The sequence below is a fragment of the Prosthecochloris marina genome (assembly GCF_003182595.1).
Classification (GTDB): domain Bacteria; phylum Bacteroidota; class Chlorobiia; order Chlorobiales; family Chlorobiaceae; genus Prosthecochloris; species Prosthecochloris marina.
Map to the genome: position 1 here is coordinate 5,001 of NZ_PDNZ01000010.1, position 13,003 is coordinate 18,003.

14 protein-coding genes (1 of these 14 running past the window's edge) are annotated in these 13,003 nt (G+C 47.5%); all 14 read right to left on the minus strand.

The window, feature by feature from the left end:
• Positions 1–1,253 carry the 5' portion of a CTP synthase gene (locus CR164_RS11840; RefSeq protein ID WP_110024208.1) on the minus strand. Its footprint begins 445 nt before the window's first position, so only the first 1,253 of its 1,698 coding nucleotides appear in the window; the start codon lies at positions 1,251–1,253; its stop codon lies off the left edge, out of view.
• Between the two features lie 104 nt (positions 1,254–1,357).
• Positions 1,358–1,582 carry a CDGSH iron-sulfur domain-containing protein gene (locus tag CR164_RS11845; RefSeq protein ID WP_110024209.1) on the minus strand — a complete coding sequence of 75 codons (225 nt, stop codon included), beginning with the start codon at positions 1,580–1,582 and terminating at the stop codon, positions 1,358–1,360.
• Positions 1,583–1,606: 24 nt separating this feature from the next.
• Positions 1,607–4,084, minus strand: coding sequence for a DNA gyrase subunit A (gene gyrA, locus CR164_RS11850; protein ID WP_110024210.1), 2,478 nt, complete (start codon positions 4,082–4,084; stop codon positions 1,607–1,609).
• A gap of 104 nt (positions 4,085–4,188) precedes the next feature.
• A complete protein-coding gene (gene rsfS / locus CR164_RS11855) occupies positions 4,189–4,602 on the minus strand; it encodes a ribosome silencing factor (RefSeq protein WP_110024211.1) in 414 nt (137 codons plus the stop codon).
• 312 nt (positions 4,603–4,914) lie between these two features.
• Positions 4,915–5,634, minus strand: a complete 720-nt coding sequence (gene tsaB, locus CR164_RS11860) for a tRNA (adenosine(37)-N6)-threonylcarbamoyltransferase complex dimerization subunit type 1 TsaB (protein ID WP_204901812.1) — start codon at positions 5,632–5,634, stop codon at positions 4,915–4,917.
• Between the two features lie 17 nt (positions 5,635–5,651).
• Entirely contained in the window at positions 5,652–6,086 is a 435-nt protein-coding gene (gene tsaE / locus CR164_RS11865) for a tRNA (adenosine(37)-N6)-threonylcarbamoyltransferase complex ATPase subunit type 1 TsaE (protein WP_110024213.1), read from the minus strand.
• Between the two features lie 271 nt (positions 6,087–6,357).
• Positions 6,358–7,629, minus strand: a complete 1,272-nt coding sequence (locus CR164_RS11870; protein ID WP_110024214.1) for a DUF1015 domain-containing protein — start codon at positions 7,627–7,629, stop codon at positions 6,358–6,360.
• Positions 7,630–7,783: 154 nt separating this feature from the next.
• Entirely contained in the window at positions 7,784–8,416 is a 633-nt protein-coding gene (locus CR164_RS11875; RefSeq protein ID WP_110024215.1) for a LysE family translocator, read from the minus strand.
• Positions 8,417–8,610: 194 nt separating this feature from the next.
• Positions 8,611–8,988 carry a DUF7670 domain-containing protein gene (locus CR164_RS11880; protein ID WP_110024216.1) on the minus strand — a complete coding sequence of 126 codons (378 nt, stop codon included), beginning with the start codon at positions 8,986–8,988 and terminating at the stop codon, positions 8,611–8,613.
• 36 nt (positions 8,989–9,024) lie between these two features.
• The gene (locus CR164_RS13380; RefSeq protein WP_110024217.1) at positions 9,025–9,366 is read right to left on the minus strand and encodes a GNAT family N-acetyltransferase; all 342 of its coding nucleotides are present in this window, start codon (positions 9,364–9,366) and stop codon (positions 9,025–9,027) included.
• Positions 9,367–9,532: 166 nt separating this feature from the next.
• Positions 9,533–9,907 carry a GNAT family N-acetyltransferase gene (locus tag CR164_RS11895; protein ID WP_110024219.1) on the minus strand — a complete coding sequence of 125 codons (375 nt, stop codon included), beginning with the start codon at positions 9,905–9,907 and terminating at the stop codon, positions 9,533–9,535.
• Positions 9,908–10,100: 193 nt separating this feature from the next.
• Complete coding sequence (locus CR164_RS11900; protein ID WP_110024220.1) at positions 10,101–11,102, minus strand: AraC family transcriptional regulator; 1,002 nt, start codon at positions 11,100–11,102, stop codon at positions 10,101–10,103.
• Positions 11,103–11,236: 134 nt separating this feature from the next.
• Positions 11,237–12,037 (minus strand): class I SAM-dependent methyltransferase, encoded by an 801-nt coding sequence (locus tag CR164_RS11905; RefSeq protein WP_110024221.1) that lies wholly within the window; start codon positions 12,035–12,037, stop codon positions 11,237–11,239.
• A 133-nt stretch (positions 12,038–12,170) separates the two neighbouring features.
• Entirely contained in the window at positions 12,171–12,869 is a 699-nt protein-coding gene (locus tag CR164_RS11910) for a class I SAM-dependent methyltransferase (protein WP_110024222.1), read from the minus strand.
• Positions 12,870–13,003: the final 134 nt, after the last annotated feature.

Below are 13,003 nucleotides of genomic sequence, written 5' to 3' on the forward strand. Positions count from 1 at the left end.
CGTTTATTGAATTCCGTTGAATTGGCCTCGCTGAAACCGCACACGTTACGAGCGAACTCAATCGTTGCGCACTGCATACCGAGACATATCCCCAGGAAAGGGATATTGTTCTCACGGGCATAACGAATGAAACTGATCTTGCCTTCTATACCTCTGTCACCGAAACCGGGAGCAACCAGCACGCCATGAACCCCTTTCAGAAACTCAGCACTGCTACCGCCGTTTTCCTCAGCATCTTCCGCCCTGAGCAGCCTGACATTCACCTTGACGTTGTTCATCGCCCCGGCATGTACAAAAGCCTCGAGAATCGACTTGTACGCATCGGGATATTCGGTATACTTTCCGCATATCGCGATCGTCACCTCTCCATCCGTCGGATGTTTCACCTTGTTACAGAAGTCCCGCCAGTAGGAAAGCTCAGGATCCTTGTACTTCTTGATATTGAGCTTTTTCAGAACACGCTTGTCGAGCTGTTCGTTCAGCAACATCAACGGTACGTCATAGATCGTCCCGCAATCGTTCAGACCGATGACATCTGATTCATGAAGGTTGCAGAAGTGCCCGACCTTGTTTTTAATCTCTCTTGAAAGCGGCTTTTCGCTCCGGCAAACAAGAATGTCCGGCTGAATTCCGGTTTCAAGCAACATCTTGACGCTGTGCTGCGTCGGTTTGGTCTTGAGTTCACAGGCCGCCTTGATGTAAGGCACAAGGGTCAAATGGATGTTCAGGAGGTTTTTCGGGCCCAGATCCAGTTTCAACTGACGCATGGCTTCGAGAAAAGGCAGCGATTCGATATCACCGATAGTGCCACCGATTTCGGTAATCAGTATATCCAGACTTCCGTTTTTCGCCTGCTCATTCATTTTTTCCTTGATCTCGTCGATCACATGAGGCACCACCTGAACGGTACCTCCCAGGTATTCGCCCTGACGTTCTTTGTCAATAACTGACTTATAGACCCTGCCCATCGTCAGATTGGACGCTTGCGACGTCGGCTCGTCAAGAAACCGCTCATAATGTCCGAGATCGAGATCCGTTTCTGCACCATCATCGGTAACATACACCTCCCCATGCTGGTACGGCGACATCGTTCCGGGATCAACGTTTATATACGGATCGTATTTCTGTATCGCTACACGAAGGCTTCGTGACTTCAGAAGCAGCCCAAGGGAAGCAGACAAAATACCCTTGCCTAAAGACGAGACAACCCCTCCTGTAACAAAAATATGCTTTACGTTTTTCGGTCGTGCCATAACAGTAACGGTGTTTTCCAAAGTTGATCGTTTCACTAAGCGCGGCAGTGCCGTGCTGTCGAATTATCTGAGAACAAGCGGCTGCCCTGTATTTCTCTCACACCCTACAGTGACAAATGCGAGCCATCACAGAACGGCTTGCTCTTCGACTGGCCGCAACCGCATATCGCAACAGTTCTCTCCTCCTCAATCTCTACCTTGTACGAGTGCATGCCCGTTCCGTGATGGGAACCGTCACAATAAGGCTTGTTTTTCGATAACCCGCATGCACAATACTTTTTCAATCCAGGTTCTTCATGCAGTATATAGGGCTCTGTTCTCATGTCCATAACCACCTCTTGTAAAAAATATCCTCAGGAATCAAAAAGCTCGATCTGCTCCTCAGGACCGTCACTAACATCTTCATCTCCGTTTTTCGGCACTCTCGCAGTAGCAGAAATCGAATCACCATCCATAAGCCGAACAAGCCTTACCCCTGAAGTATTGCGACCGGTAAGCCTGATATTGGATACATGCTGACGATTGACAATACCGTTGGCTGTAATAATAATGAGATCATCGCTGTCATTGACATCGAGCAGGCCAACAAGACTGCCAACTTTCTCGTGCGCTTTGAGAGTGATAACTCCTCTCGCACCCCTGCGTGTGAGCCGGTAGTCCTCAACCTTACTGCGTTTGCCGAACCCGTTGTCCGTAACAGCGAGAAGTGAGGTGTCGGAACGTTTCGATGTCACCATGGAAATGCAATGCTCATCCTCGTCCAGGGTTATCCCCTTTACTCCCATGGCCGTCCTTCCCATCGGACGGACATCTTTCTCAGCAAAACGGACCGCATAGCCCGAATTCTTTGCCATGATAATATCGTGTTCTCCGTCGGTCAGACGAGCATCGATCAACTCGTCGCCGTCCTCTATCGTAATAGCGGCAATACCGTTACGGCGAGGCCGGGAAAACGCTTCGATCTCGGTTTTTTTAATGATACCCCTGGATGTAGCCATAACGATGAAAAGAGAATCATCGAAATTCTTTACGTTGATATATGCCCGGATCATCTCGCCCGGCTGCAGTTCCATGATATTCGCCAGAGACCTTCCCCTGGCCGCTCGCCCAGCTTCCGGAATTTCATAGACTTTCAGCCAGTGGCATCTGCCCCTGTTGGTAAAGAAAAGAATATAGTTGTGCGTGGATGCCACGAACATATGCTCCACGAAATCTTCATGCTTGGCCTGGGCTCCGGTCACCCCTTTGCCCCCACGGGCCTGACGCCGGTACCCTGAAACCGGAAAACGCTTGATGAAACCCTCGTGCGTGATAGTGATGACCACATCCTCCTGTGCGATCATATCCTCGATGGAGAACTCGCCTTCCTGCGGCCTGATTTCTGTTCGTCGCTCGTCGCCATAAACCTGTCTGACTTTCAGCAGCTCTTCCTTGATGATCTGCATCTGCTTTTCAGGATTTGCAAGAACAAAACGTAGCTCTTCGATGAGCGCAAGGGTTTCGTTATAGTCCCTTTCAATTTTATCACGCTCCATACCAGTAAGGCGCTGGAGTCGCATTTCCAGAACAGCTTTCGATTGAACTTCGGTCAGCCCGAATTTTTCCATAAGCCGTTCCTGAGCCACTGCTGCATTGGGAGACTGTCGAATCGTGGAGATGACTTCATCGAGGTTATCGAGACAGATTTTCAAACCTTCGAGGATATGCGCTTTCTTTTCGGCAGCTGCCAGCTCGAAGGTGGTTCTGCGAAGAATAATCTCATTGCGGTGCTTGAGATACTCCTGCATCATCTCCTTGAGGGTAAGCACTTTCGGCACCCCGTTGACCAAAGCAAGCAGAATGACGCCGAAGGTATCCTGCATCGGTGTGTGCTTGTACAGATGGTTCAGTACCACCTTGGCAACGGCATCTCGCTTCAGCTCGATGACAAGGCGCATGCCGTCACGATCGGACTCATCACGGATATCGGCAATGCCTTCGATTTTCTTCTGGTGAATCAGATCTACGATCTTTTCTATGAGCCGAACTTTGTTTACCTGATAGGGGAGTTCGGTCACGATAATCGATTCTCTTCCGTTTTTCTGGGTCACTTCAACAACAGCTCTTGCACGGATAACCACACGTCCACGGCCGGTTCTGTATGCCTGCTTGACCCCCTCGTATCCGTAGATAATCCCACCGGTAGGAAAGTCGGGAGCAGTAACATGCTCCATAATTTCATCAACGGTAATATCAGGATTGTCAATCATTGCGATCAACCCGTCAACCACCTCGTTGAGATTCTGCGGGGGAATATTGGTCGCCATGCCGACCGCGATACCCGAAGCACCATTCACCAGCATATTCGGCATCGCAGAAGGCAGCACCGTCGGCTCCTCGAGCGAGTCGTCGAAGTTCAGCGCAAAATCAACCGTTTCCTTCTCCAGATCTTTGAGCATCTCGCCAGCTATGCTTTTCATGCGCACTTCGGTATAACGCATGGCAGCAGGGGAGTCGCCGTCGATCGAACCAAAGTTACCCTGTCCGTCGATCAGCGGATAACGCATCGAAAAATCCTGGACCAGGCGTACGATACTGTCATAGACCGCACCATCGCCATGGGGGTGAAACTTACCAAGCACTTCACCAACTACGCGGGCAGATTTCTTATAGGACTTTCCTGCCTGCAGGCCAAGTTCATGCATGCCGTAGAGCACCCTGCGGTGGACCGGCTTGAGGCCGTCACGAACATCCGGTAAAGCGCGGCTGACAATAACCGACATGGAGTAATCGAGGTAGGAATCCCTCATTTCATCTTCTATGCTGATCGGTAAAATCTTGTCGCGCTGCATGTTCGTGCTTGTATACTATGTGAATGAAAAAAGAAAAACCAACGGGGACAATGTAATAAAATAGACCTCTAAAGGAAAAGTATCAGACTGCTTGTTTCAACACCTTACGAACCCTCGGCAACCGTACTTTTAAGTTGCACCTTCGGTGCGTCTCCCCACAGTGACTCGAGATCGTAGAACTTTCGTTCATCAGGCATGAAAATATGAACCACGACATCGACATAATCAATCAAAATCCAATGCAAAGAATCACCCCCCTCGATATGCAAAGGACGTTCATCGTCTTGTTTCAGTTCATCGACAATGTACTCATAGGCTGCTTTTGCTTTTCTTTCGGAATCAGCCGTTGCAATCACAAAAAAATCCGTGACGCTCGTCAACTCCCTGACATCAAGAATCGTCACCTCTTCACATTTTTTCTCCAGCGATAATTCTGCCGCTCTTTTCGCAAGCAGTTCGCTTAAAGTAACCTCCCTCACATCCAGTCTCTTATCGTCTTCACGATTTAGCTCAGCCATAAACCTCCGTTTTGCTCAATTTTAAAAACACTTCATTTCAAGGTCTTTCGAGGAAACCTGCCCGCCATAAGCGGCTGTATAAAAATATACTAATAATCAACGCTTTCCGAAGCTGCTACATTCCGGGGGGGGTGCGTAAAAACAGTATTATCATTTCCAACAACAAACGTAACGCATGAATGGATCCAATAATTCTTGAATCTTAGAAATGAACGATCCCGTTTACGGCTACGATTAACCGCCTCACCGATGCCATCGGATCATCACAGCACAATTGATGCGATATCCAGGCAAATTCCCCCCTATTCCCCATTACTTACGGCCTTGCTTTTTCGGACGGAATTTCTGCTGATAATCAGGAATCACGGTTTCCAGAGAGGATATCTCTCCTGCCGTATATTTCTTGTTCGCAAGAGGAATAAGCGATGCCGCTGTAAAAAAATCGGCTTTTACAGCACCCACACCGGCTGCTCGACAAACCTGCTGCAATGGCGAAATATCTCTTACAACGACGGCACAACGCCCCTTTCTCAACTCAAGAAAGTCTTTCATGCGGTCAACCGGAGCATACGTTGTCTTCTCGATCTCTTCAAGCCCATCATCTTTCGAGGCATAGAGAGCATAATAAAACTCCCCTTTCCTTGCCGGGATAGCCGGCACCAGAAAAGGACTATCGACACGGTCACGGGCAGACTTGGCAAGAGCCTCCATGGTGGAAACCGTAACCAGTGGAGCAGCTGTTCCGTAAGCGAGCCCTTTCGCCGTAGCCATACCGATACGCAACGAAGTAAAAGAACCGGGGCCGGAAGAGAGTGCAAGGAGATCGATATCACTCACGGCTATCTCTGCCGAGGCAAGTACTTTGTCAACAAGGGGAATAATTGATTCCGCAGTCCGCTGCCACTCCCAGACCGTCTCCTCGACAATCCCTTCGGGGCCGCCAACCGCAACACTGACGCATTGATGCGTGCACTCTATTGCAAGAATCCTGTGAGAAAAAGAAAAAGTCAAAAGGAAAAAGTCAAAAGTCAAAAAAGACAGAAAGCACTTCAAGGCTCACGTATGACGATGCGCCGCTCGCTTTCTCCTACGGCCTCAATAAATACTTTTTTTGCATTATCGGGAAGTTCGTCGAAAAATTTTTCGCCCCATTCCACAACAGAAATGGCATCACCTGCAATGTACTCCCCGAAACCGAGCCCTTCGAGCTCGAGAGGAGACTCGATGCGATAAAGATCGAAATGCTGCAGCTTCACCGGCAAGTCTCTCAAACGCCCATTGTAGATATTGAAGATTGAAAAGGAAGGACTCGTCAACTGGTCGTCACAGCTGAACACCTGCGCAATACCCCGCATGAATTCAGTTTTTCCGGCCCCTAGGTTACCGCTCAAAGAAACAACGTCCCCCGGCTGCAACCCCACGGCAAACTGCCGCGCATATTCACGGGTCTCTTCAACTGAACGGGAAAGATATTCCTTGGTCATTGTCGATATCTTCAAACTGTTTCCTTTAACAAATTATCAGTCAATTCTACGGAAAAGATTTCGCTTGTTGAATTGTTGATCTGTTGAATTGTTGAATTGAAACGGCAAAAAGCTTTCAAGAGGCAATAATAACTTTTTTAAACTATCGAAAAACCGTCGCGAGCTTTTTGAGTACAAGGCGGACAGCGCACAGAAACCGGAGTGTACATACAAGTACATGAAGATTTTGAGCACTGCCCAACGCAGTAATCGAAACACGCAGCAGGTTTTCCTATAGTTTATGCATTACCATCCCTGTCATTATCTTGGGATAAAAATACGTCGACTTCTGCGGCATCACCTCTCCTTCTCCTGAAATATCGAGCACCTGTTGCACGGTTGTCGCCTTGACGACAAAACCGACCTGGATACCACCTTGTTCCACGGCATCGAACACCTGACGATCATCCTCTTCGTAGACGAGGTTCGTCTGACTGCACATCGCCTCCGGCGTAATGCCGAGAACCCGGTGCAGAATAAGCTCATGTAAAACAACAACACTGAGCTGCAGGAGCGGAGCGGGAACCGAGTCGCCAAGAAGCGTTTCAGGAGAATCTTTCAGCTTGATTCCCCAGATCCCCTCCGAAGTGACAACACCATAAACATGGCTTGAAGATTCACTTTCAAGGTAGTGCTTCAGCTCTCCTCTGCCGCCGAGAGGTTTCACCTCGAAGTGAGTGCTCAAGGTATCGATCAAACCTTCCGGACTGAACCTCCCGAGACTATGCACCATCCTGTGCAGTGGAAAGATAATGAGCCCTTCATCGAAAATGTTCGCAAGGTAGATGAGAATGAAGTTATACGGCTCATCACCGGTATGCGAATGATTTTCCTCAGAACGGAGGTTACGGTAGTTCACCCCTGTTTCATAACGGTGATGTCCGTCAGCGATATAAACCTGGCGGTCGAGCAACACCTGCTGTACCGTTGCGATAACATCGGGATCCGTCATCTTCCAGAGCCGGTTCCTGACGCCTCGAAATACAGCATCGACCTCAGGGTCATGCGTTACAGCAAACTCCTCGATCGCCTTGTCCGCCTGTAACTTTTCGTCGGCATAGAGTCCGAAAATGCTGCTGATATTGGCTTGTGTCCTTTTGAACAGGTTCAACCTGTCCTTTTTCGGCCCGGAAAGCGTCCGTTCGTGTGGCAATACCTTCTTTTCGCTGAACTCGTGCAGACGCAACGCACAGAAAAAACCTTTGCGGGTATAGGTGTTTCCTTCGGGGTCGGTATAAGTCTGATAGTAGGGGTACAACGCAGGCTTGTCGTCCTGCATCAGAACCCCATCCTGCATCCATTGCACAAGCCGCCCTGCCGCAGCTCCGTAAGGGTCATCCTCTTTCGGAAGCTCCAGCCGCACCGCGTTGTACTCGGAACTGCCATACAGTTCCTGCTGTATGGTGGGAGGAATAATATCATAGGGAGGACAGATGATAGAGCCCATGTCACCAGCGGTTTCAGGATCGTACCGCAAACCCTTGAAAGGACGGATTTCAGGCATGATTGTTCTACTATTTTTTCTTTTTTACAACGCCTTGTGCACTGCTTCCCCAAGATATAAAATGCTGGGCAAATGACCGGTCAATAGCTGTTCTCTGAATTGATAATCGAGCAGAATGCCATTCGATTTTTCAGATCGCCCTGGAAAGCAAAAGTTATGCTCCTTTATTGGCAGTGAATATTTTCATAGCCAACCCAATAAATACAATTCCCGCAATACGATTCAGATAAATTTGGATTCTGGGCGACCGCTTTAAATAGGTGCCCAAAGTACCTGACAACAAAGCGATACCCCCAAAGACAACCAGTGTAACCAGAATAAAAAGTGCGCCGAGTATGAACATCTGCTGCGTAACCGGACCGTTTTCAGGGATCGCGAATTGAGGCAGAAATGCCAAAAAAAAGATCGACACCTTCGGGTTTGTGACATTCATGATGATGCCCCGCCGGTATAGCTGCAGTCCCAAGAGTTTATTTGACTTACCGTTTTCCAAGAAAGATGCCGATGCTGTAAAAGCCTGCCAGGCAAGATAAAGCAGGTACACAGCACCGATGACTTTTAAACCGGTAAACGCAATTGCTGATGCTTGAAATATCGCTGCCACCCCAAAAGCAACCGCTACAGTATGAACGACAAGACCCGTACAAAGCCCGAGCGTCACCAGAACACCTTCAGTTCGACCATACAACGCTGCCTGAGTCAGGACAAAAATGTTATCCGGTCCGGGTGCAAGCGCCAGTAACACTGAAGCAAAAAGAAAAGTGAAAAAAGATTCTACGGGTATCACACAATGTTATTGAAAAATTCGATGATCAAACGTTTTCCAAGAAAATTACAGATGAAGTCGCTGACCTAAAAACCCTCCTCCAATATGATATAGTCATCGTATTACACCTGGATACCTGAGTTTCAGAGTTCGCTCAGAGCTGCTGTTCTGTAACAAAAATCAGCTCTCCCGCATGAATCACAACTTATTTGGTATCACGCTTTCCCCATTTCGGAAGCAACAAAGAGAAATCCCACAAGCAGCGGGATTATCATAGGTATTACCAACCCATAACCAGAAAAAAAAGTCACCGTTTGTGCAGCAAGAATGGCCAATACAACCATGTATCCACCTATCCGCGGATAACGCCATGCGAGAATAAGTCCGATAAAAACAAAGGGGAATGCCGTCAGCCATGCATTATCATGCACTGTGTAATCTGGATTCAAAAAGGGCAGGGGATTGCCATATCCGAAGTAGAAAGGAAGGAATAAAACCACGATTGCGATACCAGCTATTCGCGCAATCCATCTAGCCCATAATCTAATTTTCATCTCTGTTTTTTTCGCTGCTTGATGTTTACACGTTGCCATCTAATATGGCTTCATCGAACTCTGCACGAAACCTGGTTATCCCACCTTCTCTTGGTCAAGCATCCCTGTTGTCAAATATAAAACCCATAAACACTTCATCAGGCACACCTTTCCATTGGCACTTGAGCTTGTAGTGCAATGCCTGCTCAAAACCAAAACGCGGACAATATTCAGGATGCCCCAGACAATGACAAACGGACAGCCAGACTGTCGCAGGTGCCGCAATCCATGCCGAACGAGCATAGAGCCGATACCTTGTTTCTGACACGATGGTAAACCGCCATCGGAGCCCAAGCCCATGCCAATCACCTTAGAGCCGTCAATAGTAACCGGAGTAAACAATATATGCCCTATGACAGTATCCTGATTGACAGCCACAAACGAACAATAGTTTTACATGACTTACGAAGTTTGTCTACAATTGCCACCTCTGACCCTTGCACAAAAGCTATATCGTTAATTTGTCGAACTGCTTCCTGGTCAGCAGGCTCCTCTTTCCGTATGTCAATCATTGGAAAACCTCCGTTAAATTCGTTACCCAACCTCATCGCACCCATTCTTCCCGCAACAACCCAAACAGGAAAATATCATCATACATACCATCGAGTTTCCTGGCCTTGCGTTTTTTCCCCTCCTCACAAAAGCCGAAATAGCGATAGAGCTTTATTGCTCCAACATTTAAAGCAAAGACCTCGAGTTCGATTCGTTCAAACCCCGCTTTGAACGCAATCGACAATGCTTCTGTAACAAGCTTTGTTCCCCAACCCTGTCCACGATATTCCGGCAATAATCCCATCCCCAGACGCCCTGCATGCGTCAACCCTTCATAGATTTGCGGTGTTACATCACACCAGCCAACAACATCGTCACCATCCAGGGCAACGAGGTGAACTCCACCTGCGCTTTTGACAAATTGAATGAATTCACGAGTCTACTCTGGCGAAAAACCTTTGGTATTACCCAGGAAAAGCCGCTCCCTGGCAACACTGTCAATACAGGCTGCAATCCGTGAGGCGTCTTCTGTTTCTGTCGGGCGAATTGAAAGCATGACAGTTCGTTTTCGATAACACTCAGGCTCAACACAGGGGCTGAGCCCAAGCGTTTATAGAGAACTACAAGGGCTTTACCGGAAGACAAATATCAACAATATGATGCCCCTCGGGATGTTCTTCGGGATTATTGTGATAGACTTCATAGCCGAGCCGGTCATCGGGCTGAAGTCCGCTTTCAGGTAACCATTCTGCAATAACCATGTTCCAGGCTTCTTCATATTCATGACTCCCTTCCAGTTCAAAGCCTGCCACAGCAAATTTACCACCATCGATTTTCATTTTACCAACCTCTCCTTGAACCGGTGTATCTTCCGGCACTGTGATACAGGCAGAAACCCGAAGGTTATCTTCTTCAGTCACTTCGGGGTCGTCATGGTAAACCGCCATGATTTTTGCCTCCGGCACACACAGCCCCCGAGGGCCGGCCCAGTTCATCAACCGGGTAAACAAGCCTTCAAAAAGCTGACTATCGCCTTTATAGGGCCCGATGTGTCTGACATAAGCCACGTAAACAGATGGCATTTCTTTAACCTCAATGCCAAGTATTTTTTCTTTTTTCATTTCTATCCTCCATTTAAGATTACGAGTAACACTATCAACATAGTGGGAGGATTGAATAATATTTTCGCATTTCTTGCCAACCCTATTGCCGTTCTTGCTATTGGTTTTGCGATTCTTGCTATCGGGTTGTCGTTCGTTTAACCGCCACTGGCTGGCACTCACCCCAAAATAATTTTTAAAGGATCGGGCAAAGGTGGCGGATCCTGAAAATCCGGTATCGAAAGCAATCTCGGTAATTGTTTTTTCAGGATTGGTTGATAATTGATAGGCTGCTTTCTGCACCCGAACCCGGTTAATAAACCGGCTCAGTGTCTCGCCCACACAGGCTTTGAAGATCCGATGAAAATGAAACGGTGAAAAGCAGGCCACATCGGCAAGGATTCCTAAGGTCAAATCCTCGTCAAGATGATTTTCGATATAGTCAATAACGCGATTGATGCGTGATATATATTCCGCTCTCATGGATTGAGCGGTGTTGTTTTTATTTTCAGATTCCCTCATATCACTTCTTTTAACTCCGGATACCGCGAAAAGTACTCAACGAGCAACAAATTAAAAAAGGCACCCTTGTATAACGGCTGTTCAATAACAGCAAAAATTACCCTCATCCATCATATAGCTCCTCATAATTATCGTTACTCCCCGATAGCCCCCTCCGCTAATTTCTCCGCAAACAAGTTAATCCTCCGAAACGTCTCGAAGCACGTTCCATCACCTTGCAGAGTTTCTTCTACCATACGTTTCACGACATAATCACGGAACGATGTCCGCTCTTCTTTCGGAAGATAGGGCAACAAAGGTACAAGGCTTGGCTGGTCAATCCATTTGATCATGATCTCTTTATCGGGAAAGTAACGGTCTGCGTTCTCTCCCCATACTTTTGCATTGTGTAATCCGCTGGATTCGCAAAGCGTGCCGTACTCGTCAACCGAAGGCATGTACCACGGCCACTCGAAATCAGCAAAATACGCTATGTGACGATCATGCACCATCGCCTCCTGAACCACATTGAAGAAGTTCCTGCAGTTACCATCACCCGCGAAGTTGAAACGGATCCTGCCACCGGGCCGAAGTGCTCGATGAACGTTCTGCAACAGTTTTTCGTGATCTTTTATCCAATGAAGTGCTGCATTTGAAAAAACAACATCAAACTCCTCGCAGTAGTCAAGATAGTTGATATCCTTCCGTAGAAACTGAAGATTTTTCTTCGCCTTAGGAATTGCGGCATCGATCATTCCCTGCGACGCATCGATACCGATAACGTTTCCCTCCGGTACAAGCTTCGCAAGCTGTAAAGAAAGTGCACCATCACCACACCCCAGATCAAGAACACGCTCATTACCCTTTAGACCAAGCTCCTCAATCAACCGCATACCCCATTCCTTCTGATGAGAGGATGCCTGCTCGTATTTTTTGCCATCGAATTCATGTGCCATTTACGCTAAAAAGAAAATGTTTTCCGAGATCACCCAAACAGTCTCGTTTGAAAACCGTCAGGAGCAGTAATGACACGGAAGAAAAGGGTTTCCTTTGCCTTCAAAACTGCTTTGAACACCTCGGCAGGTGATTTCATTTATAAGCAAGGATTACTTCTGAAGGGAACAGCATTTGCTGATAATACTCTCTTGTTTCCACCCTGAAGCTTTGCGCCTGCAATCTTTCAGCCAGTGCAACACCCCGGCACCCACCCATTGTTGCAGGGGAAATCCTGTAAATAAAATCATAGATTCCGCTTCCAAAACGCTCGCCCTCTGTCATATTCACCAATACGAGTTTTCCGCCTCTTTTTAGAACTCTTTTAAACTCCTTGAGAACCTTACCCATCTCTTCAAAAAGAAGAAGATCAAACATATAGTTGTTTACCAATATATCAATGGATTCATCCTCAACATTCAAATGAAAGATACTTCCCTTATCCAAAGCATAATGAGCACCTGAGAGTTTGCTTAAACGCTCTCTGGCTTTCTCGAGCATCCCTTGCGACAGATCGATACCGATATTCGTGCCATGTGGATTCCGTTTGACGATTTCATAGAATGCCAGGCCCGTTCCTACGGCTGCTTCCAATACATGCTGCCCATCCTTGATGTCGGCAAGCTCGATAGCCCTACTTCTTGCTCGTGATTCCGTCAACTTTCCCAAGATATCATAGACCGGTGCTATTCTGTCATATATTGCACCGATGTTTTTCTGCGATACCCTTGCATCCAGCAGCCTTTCCTCTTTTCCGGAACAAGTAATACCACAACATGAAACAGATCTACCCATTTCTCACCCTTCTTTTTTACATAGGACTTACTGACTGAACAAATCGCTACTCTGTCAAGAGGCATTCATAAAGGGACCTCTCTTTATTCCTTCCGCGACTCAATTGCTTCGTTGAGTGGTGCTCGAAATCCTCA